We start from the raw sequence: 20740 nt of genomic DNA on the forward strand, positions 1-20740 counted from the left end.
TGGCAAAGTCAAAGAATAGGCTCACAGCTGAACAAAAGCGCGAAAAAGCTGATAGAAAAAAGAGATATAATTGGATTTTCATCAATGGAAAACAAGTCAGGGTCAAACGACCGTCTGTTATAGATGGAATGGATGTGAATGAGTATATCGAGAGAAATGCCGACGAGATTTGGCTACACCAGGAAGGTATGTGGGAAGTTCTCCACGGGCGAGAGAATGATGAAGACTATGAGGATATATTCTAATGATCAGTGTCTTGCACAAAGGCGCTAAATCGGGTAGCCGGTAGTTTCTAGCTGCCGGCCCCCACACCACCCTTCGTGCGGGTCCGCAATGGGCGGTTCCCTATCCGTAATGAATCTCTACCCAGCGGTCACGTAACGAAATCAAGCCCATCTTTTGGAAAAGCTCATTGTTGAGTGCAATATGAATACCTTCAGTCTTTGCATTTCGCCAGTAACTCTTACCGGACGATCCACAAGTGACAGCCAGTGATTCACTCACACCCATGCGTAGTAAGTTTCGGACTTTCGTTCTCACTTTACGCCAGTTTTTCCAGTAGCTCATTCTCAATCTTCGCCGTATCCAGCAGTCAAGATCGATACATTTTTGATAGCCTTGCGCTATACCAAAATAATTGATCCAACCACGGAGGAACACGGTAAGTTCTTTCAATTTCTTTTCCATAGAAATACCACGGGATCGCCCTGTAATCTGGCGGATGCGGTATTTAAATTGGAGCAGGGACTTGTCATGCCAGACGAGCCTTGCACCGCGAAAAGAGAATCCCAAAAACTTACAGCGGCTGACAGGAATTACTTGGCTTTTAGTATCGTTAACTTTGAGTTTAAGCTTGCGCTCAACAAAGCGTTTAATACTCGCCATAACCCGTTCACCCGCGCGCTTAGAAGCAACAACAATCATAAAATCATCCGCATAGCGAACAAAATCATGTCGGCGTTTTTCCAGCTCTTTATCGAGCAGGTCGAGTACAATGTTGGAGAGCAGCGGCGATAAAGGGCCCCCTTGTGGCACCCCCTCATGGCAGGCTTTCCAGCATCCATCTTCTACACTTCCTGCACGCAAGTAACTTGCGATCAATTTGAGTAAACGCTTGTCGCTGATTCTTTGGCCAAGTAAACTCATGAGGAAGTCATGGTTGACCCGGTCGAAGAACTTAGATAAATCGACATCTACGGCTATTCGCTTCCCGCCTTCGATATACTTCTGTAGCTTTTTCACCGCATGATGCTGTGATCGCTTTGGGCGGAATCCATAGCTGAACTCCGAAAAGGTTTTATCGAAACTGGGACCGATGATTTGGGCGATAGCCTGCTGAATAACACGATCAAAGATCGTAGGTATCCCGAGACCACGCTGGCCACCATCTGGCTTGCGAATGTAGACGCGTCTGACGGGAAGCGGCTGGTAATGACCCTGTCGAATAGTCTCGATGAGGTCGTCGCCAACTGCCTTGAAGTGCTGCACAAAATTATCGACAGTAATCCCGTCAATGCCTGCGGCACCTTTGTTGCTTCGCACGTGTTTCCATGCAGCATTAAGGTTTTCTTTGCTGAGGATGATTTCAAGCAGATTTTCATTTGAGTTGAGTGTCATGGCAGTGCGCTACGTCAATTTTATATCCGGCTGGCAACACATCGGTAGGCTAGCCCTGTCTTTTAACTCGTGGATTTTGGGTTCAGGCCTTCACCGTATCCAAGGTATTAATCTTGGCATTAGGCTACTATGCCGTCGGCTGACTTCTGTTCAATCACCTTGGCCATTACTGGCCGAGGCGCTGCTGTGTTCCACCAATTTTGTTTACCCCCGCGATGGTGGCTAGCGGGCTGGGCCTACTTATGAGTCAGCGGCCACGCTGACAGCTTTACAGCAGCCGGTTGAACAGATCTCCCCAGATAAGAACGTGAACTTTCACTACACAACTGCATCATTTACTCTACCCGTTAGACCACATGGCTTCGGTATCCTTGGCTACCTCGCCTCCAGGCTAAGCCTTATATGATGTTTCTGTTCGTCAGCTCGTAGCTTTGCTAGCGGCTTCCTCCCCATAAGACCTCACGGTCTTGCAGTTGCCATTTGCTAGTAGTTAGCATTTAATGGAGACCATTAAACGGTGATCCTCCTACAGGGGACTTTCACCCCATTAGTTCACGCCCATGCTGGGCGTACCAAGCCAAGCCAGAAGGACTTATTTTGCTGTCGCTTCGCTCCAAAACGCAAAATAAGCCTCTGCTTGGGGAGTTATAAGTTCAGCCAGCATCGATCACGGAGCAATTCATGGATGTAATAGTGGATAAAGTGAATGATAACGATGGACATTCATTATCAATCAAAGAAGTGAAATCCATCCATAAATTTATATCTGAAAAACTGGACTTCAGGGCCAAGACTTATCGCTTGTCAAATGAATTGCCGGAAAAATCTCGGTTTGACCGCCCAATTAAATACGACATGATAGCGAGAAAGGTTACAATTTGTTCGCGCGGAGTCTCCAAAGACGAAATCATCAAAGAGATCCTTGTCGAGGCGTTGCAGCACACCGATAGCACATTGAGAGCAACATCATATAACCACCTCTCAAAAGCCCAGACTAAAATTGCTAATGAGCGGGCCGATGCATTATATAAAGAGTATACATCTGAGGTAGCAGGTTAATTTGAACTCACATATAACAAAGCCAGCAATGGCGACAAATTTTCCAGCCTTCGGCTTCCAAATTTGCGCATTCTGGCAGCGTTAGTGCGACAAGCGAAGCTTGTTGCATCTTGCTGGGTGAAAGTCCCAGCCTGGTAAGAGTTAGCCACTCACCAGTATCGAGTCTTGCGCGTTGTGCGGAGCTTTAAATTAGGAGTATTTGATAGGCAGGATGCACGAGCGAACAATAAACGTGAAGCGTAGACAGAGAAATATGTAGGCCGTAGGGAGTGCGCGCTCCTGAAGTGCTGGTATCGCTTCGAAATGCAAATTCTAGGTGACGAGGCTTGTAACGTGGTCGAAGTCCATACAAAGCAATCGACTCAGGAGTGAATTTTTTTTCGCTACCTGAATGGCAAGATTGTGGAGACCTAGCGGAGTTCTTAAGCCGTGGCATGCATACAGAGATGTAATGAGAACTTGTGAGACCCAAGGTAACTCCCAAAGGAATGGGTAGGGCAGTGTAGCTGAATAAGCGAAACGAACGATGGTGTCTTGGGAGTCGGACCAGCTTATAGTAGTCGGAGGGCGGGGAAGCCGCCTACAGGGCGAAGGGGCTGGCAGTTATATTGAGCTTGCAGTCGATACATACATCGGACATGTAGGGCTGGATATTGTATGAAAACAAAAGTGCAAGCATTACATTCAGTTGAATCTGAGTTTATGCACTTCAGTCATTGGGTGAAAAGGCGAAGATGGGTGGAGTGAATAGCTTTGATAGGATTTAGCTGCGCGGTAAATAATATAACTGAGGAGCCGAATGCGGTAATCCCGCACGTCCGGATCTGCGCGGGGGCAGTCGGGTAACCGGCTGTCCTACCACTACGATGGAGACGAGGGAATACACTTGTTCGGATTTAGGAAGAAAAACAAAGAACCGATTAACCCACCAAAGGAAATTGACGTTAAAAGCTTTGACGAATTTTTATTACCAATTGATGGCCCTAATAAAGATTTAAACTTTGCCATCAAGTCTGGTGGGAAGAAGATTGCAGGGGTTATAAATAAACTCACTTTAGATTTTCAGCTTGTATCATCTGTAGATGCTAAAGATATCACTAAGCAGTTGCTCTTATTGGCTGCTAATGTTGATCTCAAAGAGAAGAAAAGCAATCAATTGCTTGCAGCTATTGGCAAATTTCTTTTAAAAGTAAGTAGTTCAACACCTGGTGCAAATTTCGTTTTTAAGGAATGGACTGAAAGACTTATTAGCGCTGACTTCTCTGACAGATCTCAATCCCAAATCGCCTTTCAATGGATCATGCTTTTCAATCAGAAAGACGGATCTGCCATTTCACCGCAATGTCTAAGGCAAGTCTTCGATGAGTCTCAAACCATACTAGTCGAAATATATGATAAGATATTACAGTCATTTGATTCACAAGCTGCGTATAGAGATAATAAAGGAGAACAACCTGGATATAAGCTCTTAGAAGTATTCGCTTGTACATATTTTTACCACTCGAATAAATCTTACAAACATTACGAGTCATTGATATTAGACTCGGTTTCTCGAAACATTATATTTGGAAACGGGTTTATCCTAAGTGTGCTTCAACGCTCCGAAAACCATCCCGAAATAATGGCAGAACTTCTAGATCTCTATGTTTGCGCTTCAATTGATGAAAATCATGATGGTATGGCGTGGACATTATTTTTGGATCTGTTCGATGTGGAAACAACGAAACCTAAAGACCTTAGTACTATCGTAGAGAAAATGGAGCCCAAAATTGATTCTTGGAGTATCAGTCAAAAAAGCTTTGCTATTGAATGGCTATATTTAGGTAGAGATAGTCATAAGTGCAAGCGCCTTCTGGTGAAATCAAAAGGTGCAAGGAAACTGGCCACGATTTTGACCCAAGAAGGTAACACTAACTATATAAATGAACTGAAAACCTTATTAAACGAAAAACTTGAGCCTGAATATACCCTTCCATCAGGGGGGGAGGATCAATTTATTGATATAAACATCAAGCTAATGGTTATCAATGAATTGATGTATATAAGAAAAACATTAACTCCGGCTTTTGATATTTATGAATTTGCAAAGGAATATGATCACAGAGAAATCTCTGTAACTGGTTACGAAATCATCCCAGAGGCTCTCGATTATATGAGGGGCATCAGCATTCCCCAAGAACTCTTATCTACCATTAAGGAGCTAAGATATGATGCCAGCGAAGAAATATATGGAAATTTATCCCCATTCTGGGATGGCGAAGATGATATTTTTGAAGCAAGCTCACTTAGTGATTTAGACAAACTCAATAATTTGGAGAGCATTGGCGAATTCAGTGAGAAGTTAGTCAGTGAGTTTTCTAGCCTATTAGAAAACAATAATATTCAGGTGCAATGAAAATGGTTTTTTCTCAGGTTGACGGACATGCATCTAACGAATAAGGATAGATCAACGAATAAGGATAGATCGCGCGTAGCCGCGATCTTATCCAGTTGTTGGACAAGCCCGTAGCGCCCCTTCTCTGGTGAGTGGGGGACCTGTAATCCCGCTGCTTGCAAGGCTAATGCCCGCAGTTCTGCTGGCAGGGTAAAAGTCACCATAAAGTATTCCACCGGTAGTAGCTTGCGGCTCTGTCGATCTAACCACTGACTGGCCTCATGGTTTTGACATTGGGGGCCATTGCGATGTCCGCAGGAGCGTGGACTCAGTAGAGAGTAAGAGCAGGCCCCGCACTGCCATAGTGCTTCACCAGCCATAGTGGTACGGCAGTGACAAATAGCCGCTATGGCTCGGCGCTGCTCAGGTAGTAGACGGGTACCATACTTTTGCAGTAGAGCACTTTCATAATGTTCGATCACGGAGGCAAGGCGCATTACAGCCTCCTCAGGTTAACAGATAGGCTGCTCATTGTTGTCCTGGTCCGATGTACCCATGACATATCGCCGGAAATGAAAGGAAATAGCAAGCGAGCGTAGAGTACAGCAGGTCAGATTTGGAAGTGGGACGCGGCGACCCTTATGACCTTTACCTCGGCGGATATGTACTTGCTTGCGCCCTGCATCAATACCCCCAACTTCAAGAGTGAGTGTTTCACTTAATCGCAAGCCCATGGAATAAGTTGTGAGAATAAAAACACGATAGCGCAGTTTACGTGCCGCCCCGATAAGTTGCGTAATCTCCTGTGGCGTGAGAATATCGGGTAGCGACTGAATTTTGGGTGCTTTGACGATAACCAGCCACCGCCACTCGCGCTTTGAGGATATGCTTCCGAAGAACTGTAGGCCATTACGATCAACCTTAACGGTACTCCAAGAGCGGGAGTCCACCAGCTCAGAAAAATATTGTTCGAGTTTATCGGTTGAGATTTTATCGGGGCAGGCATTAAAATGCCCAGACAAGCGCCGCACAGCTCGCGCGCAAGCGTCAATAGTTCTCTCGCTGAGCCCTTGCAGTTTTAGGGTGCGTAGATGGTGCTGATAAAGGCTGTTGAAACGGCGCTGCTCTTTAGGTGTCATGATAAGCTCCTTTAATCGTAACTACTCACCCCTAACTGCCACCTTACCAAAAAAACTATCAAATTTTTTTAAAGCAAAGAAATAAACAGCCTTACATAGCAATACTGAGCCTTCTAGAAGGTCCTCCCTCCCAACCCCTAAAGCAAAGAAACAGAAAAGCTGAGACAAATGCTCTAAGCAAACTCGCTTTATTGTTATCCGCAACGATCTGAGACACGCCAAAATTTGTGATATCCTACACCTTCGAGATAACGGGTTCACTTTTCGGTTATGGCCAACATTAACAAAACTTCTGTGCGCGAGGAAATGGATCGCCTAAAAGCCGAGTTCCAGCGCCAGTGTGCCGAGAAGTTGTTAAGCCAGGAAAGTCGTCTGCTGCTGCAAAGCGTGTTTACTCTGCTAGAGTTGATACTCGCCATTTTTCTGGAGAAAAAAACGGCCAAGACGAATAAAAACTCCAGCAAGCCATCCTCCCAAACGGACAAAGATGAATCCGCATTGCCCCATAAAGGCAGTAAGGGGAAAGGGAAAACAGAAGCCGTTCAGGCCGCTGACAACCATCGCATCACAGAAACTACCTCCATCAGCGAAGTCCGCTACTGCAGTGACTGCGGCGAAGACCTAACAAGCGTCCCGTGCTTAAGTCATGAACGACGCACTCGTATTGATATTCACTTTGAAAAAGTAGTCGAGCATGTCGATGCCGAAGTAAAAGCCTGCCCCACTTGCACCCATACCGTGAAAGGCGAGTTCCCTGCCGATATGGCGGGACCATTGCAATACGGCAATGGCCTGAAAGCCTACGCGATCAACCTGTTGGTCTGTCAAATGATCGCCTTAAATCGGGTGCAGAAGGCGGTTAAAGCCATGATCGGGCAAGTGATCTCAGAAGCTACTCTGTTGAAATTTATCCTGCGACTACATGAAGCCCTGGCGGACTGGGAGCAATCAGCTCTTGAGGAATTATTGCAAAATCCCTCGCTTAACGTAGATGAAACCTCCCTGAGGGTCGAGCAAAAGAATCATTGGATTCATGTGTATGCCTCCGGCGATATTACCCTCAAGTTTTTACACCGAAGTCGCGGTAAGGAAGCAATTGAACACATTGATATCATACCACGCTATGGGGGCGTCATTATTCATGACTGCTGGGCCTCGTATTTGTCTTATACCCACTGTGGGCATGGCCTGTGTGGCTCGCATTTGTTGCGTGAATTGACCTTTATCGTTGATGCCAATGGGTATGAGTGGGCGAATGATATGAAACGCTTACTGCAAGCCACCTGCAAAACAGTCTCGGTGAGAAAACGCAAAAAACTGATTAAAAAGGAATACGCTGTTCTGCAACAGCAGTATCGGGAAGTTATTGCTAGAGGTGAGCAGGAATTACCCGAGATTCCAGTTAAACCCAAAGGCCAGCGCGGCAAAATGGCGAAGACCGATGCGCATAATCTATGGGAACGCTTGAAAAATTACGAAATGGCGGTTTTATTGTTTGCCAAAGAGAGCCACGTCTCCTTTACCAACAATCGTGCGGAAAGAGACCTGCGCATGTCAAAGGTTAAGCAAAAAGTATCTGGTTGTTTTCGAGCAGCACACTATGCACAGGCCTATTGTCGCATTTCGAGCTATTTACAAACTATGGCTAACAAAGGCTACAACCCTTTGATTGCAATTCAGATGGCGCTTTCGGGCCGTATTTAAATCGGTAGGGGGTGAGTAGTTACCTCAAAAAATTTGATCCATCAGGCACACACCGAAGAGAAATGGCAAAAAATGTTCCAGACAGGTATCCTTCTAATCAAGATAGCATAGGGATTGAAATTGTTGGTCAGGCACTCCCTGTTAGTGAACCAGATCCCGACAAGCGAACCTATGAAGCATTAACAAAAGAGCAAAGCGATTCTCTTAAATGGCTTATCCAAGAATTAAGGCTCTCTCTTAAAGTGCCGCTAACGGAAATATTTCGACATCCTACTGTTTCTTATAAAAATAAAACAGAGGCGGCTACAGCATCATGGTAAAATATATACTATTGTTTTTCACTACCTTGGCGCTAAGTTGCTTAATCATCAATAATACGAGCCAAGCTCAGCAATTGCTTGACTTTAAATCCATTCATATTGTTAACAATGGCTCCTATTCTGGTTACATCAGTTCTGATGAAACAGCAGAATCTTGTAAAGCCTTTATTGTAAATAAATCTGAAATAATAGAATTTTTTAAGTATTCACGAGCAGCAACATCAAGAGAGTATGCGCACGATTTAACCGCATCTAATTGCTATGCAAGTGGAAGTTTTATCACGTCAACAGGCGTTGAAGGAACCTGGAAAATTGATCGTGCTCGGAGGGGGTTAATTAATTTTAATAATGGCGCTCATTCAAAATACTATTATTGTTCTGAATGCAAGAATACATTATTTTATGAGTCATGTGACATGGAGTGTATCCATGGTCAGTAGAATAATCACAAGTTAATAAGTAGCTCCAGCGGACAGCAAAAAGCGTCACGATTTTCGCAAAGCAAAAATACGCGCCACTTTTTTAGCCATAGATCGCGGAATTCAGGCTGTAGAAAAACTAATTTATGTCTTTACTTTCTTGGGTGTGATTAAACATTAACCATAAATGGTGATTCTACGTGATTTCTGATCTAGCTTTCACTGATGAGTAGGCTATTTTCATGTAGAAGCACAGTACGAAAAGAGGGCTGAGTTTTTCTACACCCTCGTTATGTTTCATGAGATATATGGAAGATTACACAGTAATTATTGAGGGGTGGCATCGAGGCTTTCAAAAAGTTAAAGCCGCAAAGCTGTTTCAAAGCTTTGCCAGCCATAGTCTCGTCGAGGCTAAGCATGCTGTTGGTGAGATTTTAGAAAACAAGTCCGTGTTTGTACATTTTTGACTCAAGAAAAGACATATGAATTCCAAGAGAAAATCGAAGAGCTTGACGCTGATATTAATAATGCTGAAAATATGAGTGGAAAACATAGTAAGACCATATCAGGCATGACAGAATTATCGGGAAAAATAGCTTCACTGGCTTTAACTCCAGCGGTTCCTGATGGTATTAGGGTTGAGGTGACAGCTTTAATAGCCGATCTTCTAGGGGGTGGAAAGGACGGGCATACTTGTATTAAATCGAACTTGGTTACTACAAGAGAGGTTGCGGACGGCTTGTTTGGTCACCTTTATAATTTTAGAGGCGGTTATCTTGTTTCTAATCACTACTTAAATCAAAGCTATGAGCAACAAGTAATTGAGTGCCTCAATCAGAATATATAACAAAACTCTGCACCCGACTCTGGCGTTATCGCGCCTCCGCAGGTGAGCTTGGTGTTATGCATAAAGGTGTCGAGCGGTGAAACGAATTTCGTTAATGCTCTTATTGGTATTGATACCTGCGCTGAGCTGGTCTTTTGTAAAACCAATCAGACTATTGTTCCCGCAGCTAAATGGAGTTGTGTGTGATGACTCCATATGCGTCGAGAATTCAAAAAATATGATACTAGCAACTGAGATATTCACAAAGTCTATAGAGCAACTACTTGCCAACGACATCTATTTAGAGGTTCGGCCTAACTTCGTCTACTGCTCTACTATTAAATGCTATGAATCTTTCGGAGGTGGTAATGAGCGAGCTATTTCTTACCCTTTTCTAGGAACTATTATCGGTCCGAATTCTTGGCAATCCTACATCACGCAACATGAGCTAATCCATTGGTTTCAGTTTTCTGAACTCGGAGTCGTCTCAACTATGACAAGACCCGAGTGGTTTAGAGAAGGCATGGCTTATGAATACAGTGGCGCACCAAAGTCTGATATTCCAAAACATTATTTACCAGTGAAAGAGGCGTATAAAAACTGGCATTCTGATAAACCATGGTCTGAAGTAATTCATCATGCGAGAGGACTATAAAATGCATAACAAGCGCCAGAACATCCAGGCACTCCGTGCCTTGGACTCGAAACAAGTTTCTCGCCTGTGTGGCGAACATTAAGCGTAAGGATGCACAGTGGTAGAAAAGAAGGACTGGAAAACTGAGCCATTACCTAAAGAGAAAGATGATCTTGGGTATCAAAACTTCTTCTGGGATGCCGATGCGGAAAAAATTCTAGCTGGGCATAAACCTGAGGATATGGATGATAAGTGGTTTATCTACTCTGAAAATGGTTGGGTGTATTTCGTCCGCAGTTGGACGGGGCATCACATTTTTGGATTCCAGCTTGCGGGCTCTCCAGCTGGCGGTTCCAAAGTAGTGGCAAGTTGGGTAAACACCAACCCTAACCAATATCGCTCGCCTGGCAGAGAAATTGATATACAAATAATCAATAACTTAATTAAAAGCAGGTTTGGTGTTGAAGGTCACACTTAACAAGGTGGTGTTGTTCGCTACTTCGTGGCTGGGGCAGCCTACGCGCTACTTCGGCTGCCCCAAACCACAGTGCTAAGTTTTATATACAAGTTCTCCAGTGAAAATTACTACTCCGATAGGCTCTACGATAGTATCGAGAACTTCAGTTCTATCTACTACAGGGAAGATCAGCTACTTAAGTAGCTAGGGGTTCTGATAATTATCTAATTAATATGCGCTCGACTCCAGGGGAGGCGCTAAATTTACCGCAAAGCTCAAATGGTTAAATTTCATACATTCCAGTCAGGTAGTTAGGCTATTTCTTTGTATTGGACTTCGAGTAGTGTTCAAATATGCGTATAAAACACAGGCTAGGCGTTAGGTGTACGTATGGATATTACGATTGACGGGCCAACTTTCTATGACCAGGAAGATGAAAATATTTTCTTTTCCTGCATCTATGATCTTCCTGGTTACAAGCAGGTGCGAGGTCATGGAATGGAGCTAACCATCAGCTTTAACCAACCACCTTCAGATGAGGCCATAATTAAGTTATTGGTAATCTGCAGGCGCTGGCAGATTAGTACAAATGTGCTTGAGTGCTTTAAGCGTAAAACTAATTTGGAGTGCTACCTGTGGCAAAATGAAATCCCACAGTCAAGAGCCTAACAAACAAAGGCAGCATTATCCTGTGGACTGGGTGCGCTAATGCTTTATCCATCGGCCTCACTAACGTTCACCAGCGTCAAAGCATATAACCCTTTGACGCTGGCACTCTCTCTTTCCTATCTAATTAAGCCGCAGCCCTTTCGAACAGCTTGCCAAAAAAACTATAGATATAGAGGTTTTTGTTAGTTTTAGGCTTTCGGCTCCCGCGCTTCCGGCTTATAAGTGGCTTTGGTATCTACCAAAATACTACCGCTATAAATGCACAGCAGTCGCCACATTGCATAGGAAATATTCTTCTCGCCACTGGTGAGTTTGCGCACCTGGCGGCTGGACTTATAGCCGAGTAGGGCCGCCGCCTGGGCGCGGGTCAATCCCGCGCGGGCAATCTCCGCCTTTATCTTTGCCCCGGTGGGGGGTTCAAAGCCCGCGTCGTAGCGCTTGTAAATCGCGGGCCTGGGCCCCTGGTTATAGGTCGGGTATTGTTCGTTCATGGTCAATCTGTAATAGTCTAATACTTCCGGACACTTCGCTAAGATGGTAAAACTACCAAGTGAGGTGACGTATGACAACAAAAGGTATACGCCGGTAATTCAAGCCGGAGTTTAAGAAAGACGCTGTAGCTCTTGTCTCTGAACAAGGCTATTCGATTTCTAAGGCTGCAGAGGCGGTAGGAACCACTGCTAATAACCTGCGACGCTGGGGAAAGGAGCTGAAGCAGGAAGAGAGCGGAGTAAGATTGGATGCAGGTGAGCACGCTGAATTGGATCGGTTGCGACGTGAAAACAAGCGCTTGCGGATGGAAAAGGAAATCCTAAAAAAGGCCAGCGCCTTCTTTGCGAAAGAAATGCAGGTAAAAAAGAGCAGCTATTACGATTGGTACCATCGTAGTGGTGGCTCAATAGATAGCCAAACATGGCAACTGTGCCATCGCTTGAAGGCCTTATTTACAGAATCTCGGCAGAACTTGGGAAGCCGCCTGCTAGTGAAGCTGTTACACAAAGAAGGCTTTAAATTAGGCTGAAAGGTGTGTATAAAACACCAGAACGTGTTATGTATTTATAGTTCGGAGAATTCTATGAAAGAATGGCTAGAAAGAGTTGAAAAAGTGCTTTCCATGGCTCTTCAGGCTGTTGAGGGGGATGACAGAATCTCTAGGGAAAATATGTATACGTTTGCTCCTGCATTTTATTCGCAAGTAAATCATGTAAACAACGAACAGTTGTTGGCTGAAATGTCGCAATTTAATGATGAGAAGCCTAAATTTCAATACAAATATCATTTTGTGTCAGCATATTTGTATTGCTATGTTGTAGCCGGGAAGATTGACGAATTTGAGTGCGACGAAATAATGGACTACTTAAGTTGGTCGCTTGACCTCTCCGAAGGAGGTTATAGTTGGTAGTGAACCACATAAAAAGCAAAGTGTAGTTGTTGGAACAATTTAAGCAAATGGGGGCTGATTGCTTTCTAGCATGAAATATGGACAAATAATGCATGGATCATGGCTGCTCAATAAAGTTCTACCCTTTACTGGGTATTAGCAAGTAGATCCTTTAGATACCTGGGACTGTCCGTTAAACCGCTATGGCACATGCCCCGTATACCTGATGATACAGGAGGAGAGATGTCGTGAGGTGTCTTCCATCCTCGGTTATGTGTATTAAACATGAATAGAGTAGCGTTGGCAGAGACAGGAAATGCATTAGCTCTTGAGCTTGACGAGCTTTCCGGGAAATATCATGTAAAGTCAGACTACCATGAGATCTTGGCTTGGGAGGCTGATATTTTAAGGGCGAAGTCGCAAGATTTAGTTGAAAATTGCGGGGTGAGTGAGAATCTTCGGGTCTCAACTTTAATTAGTAAGTGGGATGAGAGTTTATCTGAAAAATCCCAGCTATTACTAACAAGATCAAACAATTCCATACTGAATATGCGTCAATCAAAAATACACAATAAGCAGTACTGTTCAAAAAGTCGGGCTAAGCTAGCTAATTTTCATCGTTGTGCTGGGTATATATCTTGGAAAATATAGTGCAAATCCATGAGTGAGCATGTAAAAAATATGATGTAACACCGCTCCCCTGTAAAGAGGGGCAAAAATTGGGTTTAGCTATTGAAGCTATCGGTAAATTACCAATTAATGGCTTGCGACTTAACCCTGAAAATGGAACTTGTGGTTGGTACATTTGGTGTGGTGAAGAAATGCTTGAAGATGTAGATTTTTTTAAGCCATTACATGTTGATCGTATATCTAAATATCTTCCGGAAATGGAGCGGTACCTATCATTGCCGTCAGGTTATAGGCTGTTGATTGCTGGTGAGTACGAGGATGTATGGTATGATCCACAGCTCACCAGTGTGTAATAAGAAAGGAACCTGATATTAAAGCGGCCACTTTACTTTTGTTGTGGTGTTTTAGGTGTTAATGCATAATGAATATTAAATGTTTTCTCACAATTATACTTATATTTCCGCTGGTAGCTTGGGCGAAAACGAGTACATGCTACGGAACAACCTCCAATGGAAGTCTTTCCAATGGGGTGAAGTTGCCATCGGAAGGAAAAAACTACGTAGGCTATAGCAGCATGGCTAGACTAGCTGGCCGCACCTACGTGCATTCAGAAGTAAGGGATATCATAGTATCCGCTTATAAATACTTAGAGGCGGAACAACCCAAGAAAGTATACAAATATGCAGAGACCGGGTTTAAAGATGGAGGTCAATTCAAACCCCATAAAACCCATAGAAACGGGCTTTCTGTCGATTTTATGACTCCTGTAATGGATAAAAGTGGCAAATCAGTCCATTTGCCAACTAACTTATTAAATAAGTTAGGTTATGACATAGAATTTGATACCAACGATCACTATAATGGTATGTACATTGACTATGAAGCTATTGCTGCCCATGTTGTAGCTTTACACAAGAGTGCCAAAAAGCAGGGCTACGATATATGGCGAGTGATTTTTGATCCAAAATTACAGCCAAATTTATATAAAACAAAATACTCTCACTACCTGAGAGAGAATATTAAATTCTCTACGAAGCGGTCATGGGTTAGGCATGATGAGCACTACCATGTTGACTTCTCTATACCATGCAAATAGTAGTGCTAACAAGGCGCTGTAAACGACCTTTAAATCCGTTACTTATTTGGTAGAAATCCGAAAAATAATCGCCGTATTTGGCAGTGGCTGAAAGCGGTGTTATAGAGGGTAAGGATTAGGTATTGTAATGGAAATATAGCTAACACTAAATCCAGCGCTGCTTTCTAATCCAGATGCTGACTTAAGATATATTATTCCTGGTAAGGTTGAAGAATTAACTGGCAAAGCCGTCCGAGAGTATGGGTACGACTATGATGGCAACGATAAGATGATCATCTTTTTAAAAGCAGATGCCCAAATTCCCAAAATAGCTATAGCCACTGTTTTAGAGGTATGTAAGTTGCTAGAGTTTGAAGATGAAGCCATTGAAATTACTGTAAATGTATAGCTATGCTAGTGTAGTGTATTAAATAGGTTGCTGATATATAATGTGAGCTTCATTTAGCGATTAAGTGAAGACCAATGCCAGCTCAAGTCGAAATCAATTTATCACCGGAAGAAAAAAAGCAGTTAGAAAAGAATATAAAAAGTCGAAAAATATCGGTGAGATTAGCTGAGCGGTCAAAGATTATTTTGCTCGCTGCCAAGCAGGTTCCCAACTACCAAATTGCGAAAAAGTTAAGCGTTGATGTCAATACGGTGGGCCGATGGCGCAATCGTTTTGCAGAAAAGCGTCTGGCAGGGATAGAGAAGGATTTGCCCAGGGGGGCTAATCATGGCGGTAAGAATTCAGAAGAGCAGGCAAAACTCCGCTCGAAAATTATCAAGATGACGACAGGAAGTAAGCCAAAGGATGGGACACACTGGTCAACGCGAGGCATGGCGAAAGTCTTAGGAATTAACCACTCTTTTGTCAGCAGGGTATGGCAGGAAGTGGGCCTTAAGCCTCATCTAACCGAAAAGTTCAAGGTGAGTAACGATCCTGCTTTTGAAGAAAAATTACGCGATGTTGTTGGCTTGTATATGTCACCGCCAGAAAATGCTGTTGTCTTTTGTGTGGATGAAAAAAGCTCGATTCAGGCCCTGGATCGGACACAGCCTGGACTACCCATGAAACCGGGGCGGTGTGGCACCATGACCCATGATTATAAACGTCACGGGACAAGCACTCTTTTTGCCGCCCTTAATACGCTGACTGGTGAGGTCATAGGTGAGTGTAGAAAGCGCCATCGTCATCAGGAGTTCTTAGGCTTTTTAAAGACCGTAGAAAAGCAAACACCCAAAGAACAGGATCTTCATCTTATCGTCGATAATTACGCGACTCACAAGCATGAAAATGTAAAGCGCTGGCTCAAGAGAAACAAACGAGTTCATCTTCATTTTATTCCGACCAGTTCATCCTGACTAAATCTGGTGGAAAGATTTTTTGGATTACTCACAGAGAAGCAGTTGCGCCGAGGGGTATTCACCTCAGTCAAGGAGTTGGAAACGGCTATTCTGAAATTTATTGAAACACATAATGAAGCCAAGAAAGCTTTTGTGTGGACGAAATCTGCTGAGGAAATTTTATTGAAAGTGGAGCGTGCACGCCAAGTACTCTCAAATCAGCAATCTATTTAATACAGTACACTAGATAAGCGATACCAAAATTGACACATTTTTTCTAAAAATATGTCAAATTTTTTTGCTCCTGTAGTGGCAATTGGGAATCTTCATGGGTGAAATTAAGCTGTTCTTGAAGGGAAGGGTAGGTTTTACCTACAGGAAGTGTCAGTGGCGGATTCACCAATATTCTTGGTTCTGCATGCAGTGAATTCGATGGTTCACATTAAGCAGGGCAAGGGTGAGGACGTATATGGGAACCCGGCAGTATCATATAAAAACCAGGTGAGGTGAGTACGGTAAAATGAAAATAGATTTTAAGCTGCTTCTCATTGCTATAGGTTCATCGATGATGTCCTGCACACCTATAGAGAAAGTTTCAGATGTATATGTGGAGGATTTTCAAACAGATTTAATTGATAGTTGCAAGCCATCTGATGTTGATCTGAACAATAGCGAAGTTGAACAATTTTTCAAGAAATCTAGAAAGGTGGAATATAAGATAATACATGACCATTACAATGTGGCACCTTGTTACCTGGAGGGCGTGCTTACATTTTATGGTCTGGCTTGTGATTGGAAACTACAGCCATCTGCAATTGGTAGTATAAAATGTAATAATGAAGTTAATTATTACGTATGCGATACATGTGAGGAGCTATTTGAGTAGCTAATAGCTGAATTCAGTTTGGGCTCAAGATATACCTGTTAACCTGGCGGATTAATAGTTCCTGTGTGCTACATAATTAATTAGGTGGTATGTTTAGTAATATCCCATCCTGAACTGAATAATAGGCCCGCCGAGTTAATAACTTGGGTGTCGGGTGTTATATTTATGGTCTTTGATTTTTTGAGATTGTTGGCCTTAGCTCTAGTTTCAGTGGTTGCCAGCTGTACTTGTCATAGCAATGAAGATGACTTTGATGTTGAAAAGCTCTGCAGTATCTCCTCAGAGTTTTTAAATTTAGGTGAAGAGGTTGGCCTGCTCGGTGCCCAGTGGTGGCCTAAAGAGATAGTGGAGTTAAATTCAAAGGAAATACGGAAAACTAAGAAGGGTGTATATATACAGATTCGATCATGGTTTTCTGAAGAAAGTGGCTTGTATATACCCGTAGCAGATGCAAAAGTGGAGATTGATGATTCTTCCGATCCAAGTTACAGGCAGTTATGTGAAAATGTATATAGTTGCCATATTAAGGGTTGAATATAAAGGTAGATCAGGGGTTGCTCATTGAATGGTATAGGGCGCCAATATTGATGGTGTGTTGAAGATTGATAAAGTGAATTGTCATACAGTCTGACGTTTATATTTAGTGGTACGGGAATATGGGGACTGTATGGATGTTTTACTATTCCAATTGTATTTATTTATAATGTTATGAAATTTTTATTAAAACTTATTTTTCTGTTGATAGTCTTGTCGGTTGCTGGAGGCTATTATGTCTATCCTTATTGGGCTGGAGATAAGATGGAGTCAGTGAACATTAATGAGAATGAAAATGCTGAAATTGATTTAGTTGTGGTTCATCCAAAGTTTGGAGTTGGCGTAGTAATTGATATACGAGCATATGAAGCCAGCACCCTGATTTATATTGATTTTGGTAGTTCTGGTGAGAAGTGGCTTATACCGGAAATGGCGAATATAAAGTTGCAGAATTAAGTGCAATAAATGGATGTCTACAAGGCGGTTCCACTTTATTGATAGTTTGGTAAGTTGTTATAGCAATAAAGAGTCTCAATGAAAGTTTACTTAGATGATGAACGGCAAACCCCAGATGGATGGGTGAGAGTGTATTGGCCAGAGGAGGCAGTTGAACTCCTCAAGACGGAAAAAGTCACAGAAATAAGCCTCGACCATGATTTGGGTGATGATGATCATGGAACTGGCTATGATGTGGTTTTGTGGATTGAGGAAGCAGTTTTCACCCAAGGATTTAAGCCGCCTGTAATTAAAGTGCATTCGGCCAACTCATCTGCTCGTGCAAAAATGGAGCTGGGCATTAAAAATATAGAAAATCAGGTAAAAAAATAAGGAAAACTCGGTCAATATGGAGCTCTATCCACGCAGGGTGATAATGTCAAGTTTGTGCGGAAAACCTAAATGCATCAGCTGAAGATTTTTCTTGATCCCTTCCGTCCAAAGGGTGGTAAAAAACACTGTAGTTTCTTGAAAGAAACAATCTATGGTTAAGAAATCCCGGTTGAAATTCCAGTTGCTGTAAGAGCCTAGGCTTCAGTCTATATGATTTTTACGTTGCGCTCCAGTTCCACTGTTAAGTAAAAACCTATAAACTAAGCCATATCTTATTTTGTTGTTGAGAATATCGATGAATATCTCGTTTATGCGCTCTAGAGATCTGAAAAGAGCTGCAAATTTCACTTTTGAGAATATGCACCCGTATTACCAGCGTTTTGCTCCGGATTGGGATGTATCTAAAGTTCTTGAGGTTACAGAAAACCTGGAAAACCAGGATATTTTATATAATGGTGAGGTAGTTGGGGTAATGCGGCTTCAATTCGAGGAGGATTGCTGCTTTTTAAGGGATCTCCAAGTTTTGTCAATATTCCAAAGTAAAGGAATTGGAAAAGCGGCATTGATAGAGGCAAAGCGCCAGACTTTAGAGGCAAATTTAAACTTGCTCAAGCTGAGAGTGTTAAAGATTAGCCCCGCAGTAGCGCTGTATAAAAGAAATGGCTTTGTCGTGCAGGGTGAGGATGAACGTTTTTTCAATATGGAAGCGAAAATTTCTTAGCGCAGCTCTGCTATTTGCATCACATTATGCTAGCTTTTGCTCTATTTTATACGTACGTACATGGTGGCAATCTTTTAAGAAGTGAGCTCTAGCTAGCACCGTGATATCTATATGTTCAAGTCAGTGTATTATCAAGTTCACACTCAAGCTAATATTCGGTACTTTTGAGGTGTTGTAATAAAGAGATTGACCCTCCCTATTAAGTAAGTTTTCGATTTGGTACCAGTTGAGTGGTTATTGCGTGGTGTATGCTACAGTATAGGAAGGCTGTAGAGGCTGTAGCTTTAGATTGGTACAGTTGAATTGTAGGGGCTGATGTTGTGTTAGAAATCATAAGAAAGATAATAGGTTTTTCCTAGTGCCTTAATTGATTGTTCTATGCATAGGTCATTTGCGTCAAAGAGCCTTTCTAAAAATTTATATTTATAAATACAGTCCTGATGGGGCTGTAGATATTGAAATGATTGGAGTGATTATGTTGAAAATACAGTACAAGTTGAGTTGGCTGCAGGCTGTTAAAAGTGTCATTCAAGCCACTGTAAAGTTAAGTTCTATTTTTGGGCGCAGCTGTGGCCGGCGCTCTAGTGAGATGAAAGTCCGAATAGGTTTTTTGATTCTACTGGCACCACTTTACTGTAACGGTGAGGAGTCGGTGCCGGTAATGGTCGGTGCTATTGAGGGGCTTGATGCGTGTATGACCACAAGTAGAATTCAGGCTAAGGCAGAAATACGGACGGGGCCCTCTGGGAAGTATCCAGTTTCCCATATTATTAATCAGCCGAAGATGGCTTGGTCGTGCTCTTATAAGGGGGAGTGGAAAGGGGTTGTTTTTTCACTTGGAGATGAAGACTGTGGTGTGAGTAGTCCTGTTGATAAAGAGCAGGCATATAAAGGGCCGTGTCAATCCGGCTGGGTTCTAGATAGCCAGATCCAGGACTTGGCTGGTTAGTGATAAAAAATATCTGTTGAATCAGCCTATCTTTGCGGTTACTTTTTTGTAGGCTTAGGGTGTATCTCATGTTGTTGGATACACCAAGTATTACTATAGCTTTACAAACTTGAATTTAACTCCGAAAACTAAAACTGCTACAAAGAGTCTCCAAGAGGACCAATAGGGCGTGAAGAAATTAAGCCTTTGGCTATAAATTGTGAAATCCCCATAGGAAAGCAGAAATTTTAGGTGGTGCCAATATGCTTGAGCCTTATTTGAATTATTTATTGATAAGTGTACAAGTTGCTGTCTATATCATGGCGATTTGATTTTAAATACAAGGTTTGTAGGGCAGTATATCACTATATTTAGTATGTTTTCTTTTGACTAATATCTGTGCTTCCGTTGTGTGGGCGATGCTTGCTGTTGAGCCGGCGTTGAAAGTGCTGTCAATTTCAAAAGGAGACTACTGTGCAGATATTAGATCAGAGATATTGGGGTGGTGTTTGCGGGATTGTATCGGTTATTCATGGTATTTTGCTATCAAAAAACGATGATAATTCCCTAGATGGCTTAAGTCAGGATGAGCTGGATTATAATTTGGGGGAGTCTGTATTGAACTTTCTTCGCTATGCGAAGACTGAGAATCAGAGCCTGGCGGACGAGTTAGTTGAGTTTACTCGAACCTTTGGTGGGCAGCACGCTAATAAGACCATTGACTTGCTGATTTCTGAGTGTGAGAGTGCGATTGAGGCAATCAAGACTGGCACTAGGGGACCCAAGGCTGCACAGGGAGGTTGGGGGGTCGCGATGTCAAAAGATGCGCTTGAGGCTTACATTAATTGGGTTGGCGCTAGATCCACTGAAGTTGCACACAATGGCATTTGGTCCCAGGAAAATTTAAGCACTTTTAGAAATTGTGTTTGCGGTGTTGGTGATATTGCAAAGAGAGATACTAAATATTCAGGCTTGCGCCACTGGGTTTATATCAATGATTCCGGTTATATGTATAACTGGGGTGTTAAAACTGAAATGGCACAAACCGCCGATCGCCCCTATGTGGGGCCGCCCACGCACAACTACTTAGTTCATGTTTTGAAGCTGGGTTAGAGGGCTAGCTCACCTTGCAATATCCTGATACGCTGCTTAATTTGCTTTGGTGGCTCTCGGAGAATGTGGAGGGTTTAGT

23 protein-coding genes and 4 pseudogenes are annotated in these 20740 nt (G+C 42.9%); 23 read left to right on the forward strand and 4 right to left on the reverse strand.

The genetic code is table 11. From position 1 onward, the window contains the following. Positions 1-345 precede the first annotated feature (345 nt). The gene (ltrA, locus tag ACJJIF_RS21365) at positions 346-1617 is read right to left on the reverse strand and encodes a group II intron reverse transcriptase/maturase (RefSeq protein ID WP_444930263.1); all 1272 of its coding nucleotides are present in this window, start codon (positions 1615-1617) and stop codon (positions 346-348) included. Positions 1618-2298: 681 nt separating this feature from the next. Between ltrA and ACJJIF_RS21370 the strand changes: the two genes are divergently transcribed. Both ACJJIF_RS21370 and ACJJIF_RS21375 read left to right on the forward strand, forming a co-directional pair. After that, entirely contained in the window at positions 2299-2676 is a 378-nt protein-coding gene (locus ACJJIF_RS21370) for a hypothetical protein (RefSeq protein WP_444930264.1), read from the forward strand. Between the two features lie 886 nt (positions 2677-3562). After that, positions 3563-5071, forward strand: coding sequence for a DUF6892 domain-containing protein (locus ACJJIF_RS21375; RefSeq protein WP_444930265.1), 1509 nt, complete (start codon positions 3563-3565; stop codon positions 5069-5071). Between the two features lie 161 nt (positions 5072-5232). Here ACJJIF_RS21375 and ACJJIF_RS21380 read toward each other — a convergent pair. After that, a pseudogene (locus ACJJIF_RS21380) lies at positions 5233-5547 on the reverse strand (transposase zinc-binding domain-containing protein); the annotation flags it as partial. 15 nt (positions 5548-5562) lie between these two features. After that, entirely contained in the window at positions 5563-6189 is a 627-nt protein-coding gene (locus ACJJIF_RS21385; RefSeq protein ID WP_444930266.1) for a tyrosine-type recombinase/integrase, read from the reverse strand. A gap of 270 nt (positions 6190-6459) precedes the next feature. On the opposite strand from ACJJIF_RS21385, the gene tnpC reads away from it, so the two are divergent. From tnpC to ACJJIF_RS21425, 8 genes are all read left to right on the forward strand, one after another. After that, positions 6460-7893: an IS66 family transposase gene (tnpC, locus tag ACJJIF_RS21390; protein WP_444930267.1), complete on the forward strand. Its 1434-nt coding sequence runs from the start codon at positions 6460-6462 to the stop codon at positions 7891-7893. A gap of 62 nt (positions 7894-7955) precedes the next feature. After that, the gene (locus ACJJIF_RS21395; protein WP_444930268.1) at positions 7956-8213 is read left to right on the forward strand and encodes a peptidoglycan recognition protein family protein; all 258 of its coding nucleotides are present in this window, start codon (positions 7956-7958) and stop codon (positions 8211-8213) included. After that, the gene (locus ACJJIF_RS21400) at positions 8207-8653 is read left to right on the forward strand and encodes a hypothetical protein (RefSeq protein WP_444930269.1); all 447 of its coding nucleotides are present in this window, start codon (positions 8207-8209) and stop codon (positions 8651-8653) included. Before ACJJIF_RS21395 ends, ACJJIF_RS21400 begins: the two co-directional genes overlap by 7 nt. 287 nt (positions 8654-8940) lie before the next feature. Further along, on the forward strand, positions 8941-9099 hold the full coding sequence (locus ACJJIF_RS21405; protein ID WP_444930270.1) for a hypothetical protein: 159 nt from the start codon (positions 8941-8943) through the stop codon (positions 9097-9099). After that, complete coding sequence (locus ACJJIF_RS21410; protein WP_444930271.1) at positions 9096-9479, forward strand: hypothetical protein; 384 nt, start codon at positions 9096-9098, stop codon at positions 9477-9479. The genes ACJJIF_RS21405 and ACJJIF_RS21410 overlap by 4 nt, the downstream gene beginning before the upstream one ends. Positions 9480-9555: 76 nt before the next feature. Then, the gene (locus ACJJIF_RS21415) at positions 9556-10113 is read left to right on the forward strand and encodes a hypothetical protein (RefSeq protein ID WP_444930272.1); all 558 of its coding nucleotides are present in this window, start codon (positions 9556-9558) and stop codon (positions 10111-10113) included. Positions 10114-10210: 97 nt separating this feature from the next. Continuing rightward, positions 10211-10570, forward strand: coding sequence for a hypothetical protein (locus ACJJIF_RS21420; RefSeq protein WP_444930273.1), 360 nt, complete (start codon positions 10211-10213; stop codon positions 10568-10570). A 369-nt stretch (positions 10571-10939) separates the two neighbouring features. Beyond that, positions 10940-11218 (forward strand): hypothetical protein, encoded by a 279-nt coding sequence (locus tag ACJJIF_RS21425; protein ID WP_444930274.1) that lies wholly within the window; start codon positions 10940-10942, stop codon positions 11216-11218. A 188-nt stretch (positions 11219-11406) separates the two neighbouring features. On the opposite strand, the gene ACJJIF_RS21430 is transcribed toward ACJJIF_RS21425, so the two are convergent. Then, the gene (locus ACJJIF_RS21430) at positions 11407-11709 is read right to left on the reverse strand and encodes a helix-turn-helix domain-containing protein (protein WP_444930275.1); all 303 of its coding nucleotides are present in this window, start codon (positions 11707-11709) and stop codon (positions 11407-11409) included. Between the two features lie 110 nt (positions 11710-11819). Between ACJJIF_RS21430 and ACJJIF_RS21435 the strand changes: the two are divergent. The 13 genes and pseudogenes from ACJJIF_RS21435 to ACJJIF_RS21495 form a co-directional block, all read left to right on the forward strand. Next, a pseudogene (locus ACJJIF_RS21435) lies at positions 11820-12239 on the forward strand (transposase); the annotation flags it as partial. 54 nt (positions 12240-12293) lie between these two features. Beyond that, on the forward strand, positions 12294-12620 hold the full coding sequence (locus ACJJIF_RS21440) for a hypothetical protein (RefSeq protein WP_444930276.1): 327 nt from the start codon (positions 12294-12296) through the stop codon (positions 12618-12620). Positions 12621-12884: 264 nt separating this feature from the next. Then, entirely contained in the window at positions 12885-13250 is a 366-nt protein-coding gene (locus ACJJIF_RS21445) for a hypothetical protein (protein ID WP_444930277.1), read from the forward strand. 32 nt (positions 13251-13282) lie between these two features. Then, positions 13283-13582 (forward strand): annotated as a pseudogene (locus ACJJIF_RS21450) (immunity protein Imm33 domain-containing protein); the annotation flags it as partial. A 68-nt stretch (positions 13583-13650) separates the two neighbouring features. Next, positions 13651-14325 (forward strand): penicillin-insensitive murein endopeptidase, encoded by a 675-nt coding sequence (locus ACJJIF_RS21455; RefSeq protein ID WP_444930278.1) that lies wholly within the window; start codon positions 13651-13653, stop codon positions 14323-14325. Between the two features lie 462 nt (positions 14326-14787). Further along, positions 14788-15885 (forward strand): annotated as a pseudogene (locus ACJJIF_RS21460) (IS630 family transposase). Between the two features lie 286 nt (positions 15886-16171). Beyond that, on the forward strand, positions 16172-16537 hold the full coding sequence (locus ACJJIF_RS21465; RefSeq protein WP_444930279.1) for a hypothetical protein: 366 nt from the start codon (positions 16172-16174) through the stop codon (positions 16535-16537). 165 nt (positions 16538-16702) lie between these two features. Beyond that, on the forward strand, positions 16703-17071 hold the full coding sequence (locus tag ACJJIF_RS21470; RefSeq protein ID WP_444930280.1) for a hypothetical protein: 369 nt from the start codon (positions 16703-16705) through the stop codon (positions 17069-17071). Between the two features lie 174 nt (positions 17072-17245). Continuing rightward, positions 17246-17527 carry a hypothetical protein gene (locus tag ACJJIF_RS21475; RefSeq protein WP_444930281.1) on the forward strand — a complete coding sequence of 94 codons (282 nt, stop codon included), beginning with the start codon at positions 17246-17248 and terminating at the stop codon, positions 17525-17527. Positions 17528-17605: 78 nt separating this feature from the next. Further along, positions 17606-17899 (forward strand): cyclic-phosphate processing receiver domain-containing protein, encoded by a 294-nt coding sequence (locus ACJJIF_RS21480; protein WP_444930282.1) that lies wholly within the window; start codon positions 17606-17608, stop codon positions 17897-17899. Positions 17900-18194: 295 nt separating this feature from the next. Continuing rightward, on the forward strand, positions 18195-18620 hold the full coding sequence (locus ACJJIF_RS21485; RefSeq protein WP_444930283.1) for a GNAT family N-acetyltransferase: 426 nt from the start codon (positions 18195-18197) through the stop codon (positions 18618-18620). Between the two features lie 391 nt (positions 18621-19011). Next, positions 19012-19569, forward strand: coding sequence for a hypothetical protein (locus ACJJIF_RS21490; protein ID WP_444930284.1), 558 nt, complete (start codon positions 19012-19014; stop codon positions 19567-19569). 453 nt (positions 19570-20022) lie between these two features. Beyond that, positions 20023-20661 (forward strand): hypothetical protein, encoded by a 639-nt coding sequence (locus tag ACJJIF_RS21495; RefSeq protein ID WP_444930285.1) that lies wholly within the window; start codon positions 20023-20025, stop codon positions 20659-20661. The last annotated feature ends 79 nt before the right edge of the window (positions 20662-20740 follow it).

It is taken from the genome of Microbulbifer regidiadema (SeqCode), from assembly GCF_052467605.1.

Coding starts and splice junctions, on each gene's coding strand:
- ACJJIF_RS21395 (WP_444930268.1), top strand. CDS start 7,956: ATGGCAAAAAATGTTCCAGACAGGTATCCTTCTAATCAAGATAGCATA.
- ACJJIF_RS21485 (WP_444930283.1), top strand. CDS start 18,195: ATGAATATCTCGTTTATGCGCTCTAGAGATCTGAAAAGAGCTGCAAAT.
- ACJJIF_RS21480 (WP_444930282.1), top strand. CDS start 17,606: ATGAAAGTTTACTTAGATGATGAACGGCAAACCCCAGATGGATGGGTG.
- ACJJIF_RS21385 (WP_444930266.1), bottom strand. CDS start 6,189: ATGACACCTAAAGAGCAGCGCCGTTTCAACAGCCTTTATCAGCACCAT.
- ACJJIF_RS21425 (WP_444930274.1), top strand. CDS start 10,940: ATGGATATTACGATTGACGGGCCAACTTTCTATGACCAGGAAGATGAA.
- ACJJIF_RS21465 (WP_444930279.1), top strand. CDS start 16,172: ATGAAAATAGATTTTAAGCTGCTTCTCATTGCTATAGGTTCATCGATG.
- ACJJIF_RS21430 (WP_444930275.1), bottom strand. CDS start 11,709: ATGAACGAACAATACCCGACCTATAACCAGGGGCCCAGGCCCGCGATT.
- tnpC (WP_444930267.1), top strand. CDS start 6,460: ATGGCCAACATTAACAAAACTTCTGTGCGCGAGGAAATGGATCGCCTA.
- ACJJIF_RS21445 (WP_444930277.1), top strand. CDS start 12,885: ATGAATAGAGTAGCGTTGGCAGAGACAGGAAATGCATTAGCTCTTGAG.
- ACJJIF_RS21455 (WP_444930278.1), top strand. CDS start 13,651: ATGAATATTAAATGTTTTCTCACAATTATACTTATATTTCCGCTGGTA.
- ACJJIF_RS21400 (WP_444930269.1), top strand. CDS start 8,207: ATGGTAAAATATATACTATTGTTTTTCACTACCTTGGCGCTAAGTTGC.
- ACJJIF_RS21370 (WP_444930264.1), top strand. CDS start 2,299: ATGGATGTAATAGTGGATAAAGTGAATGATAACGATGGACATTCATTA.
- ACJJIF_RS21405 (WP_444930270.1), top strand. CDS start 8,941: ATGGAAGATTACACAGTAATTATTGAGGGGTGGCATCGAGGCTTTCAA.
- ACJJIF_RS21440 (WP_444930276.1), top strand. CDS start 12,294: ATGAAAGAATGGCTAGAAAGAGTTGAAAAAGTGCTTTCCATGGCTCTT.
- ACJJIF_RS21470 (WP_444930280.1), top strand. CDS start 16,703: ATGGTCTTTGATTTTTTGAGATTGTTGGCCTTAGCTCTAGTTTCAGTG.
- ltrA (WP_444930263.1), bottom strand. CDS start 1,617: ATGACACTCAACTCAAATGAAAATCTGCTTGAAATCATCCTCAGCAAA.
- ACJJIF_RS21475 (WP_444930281.1), top strand. CDS start 17,246: ATGAAATTTTTATTAAAACTTATTTTTCTGTTGATAGTCTTGTCGGTT.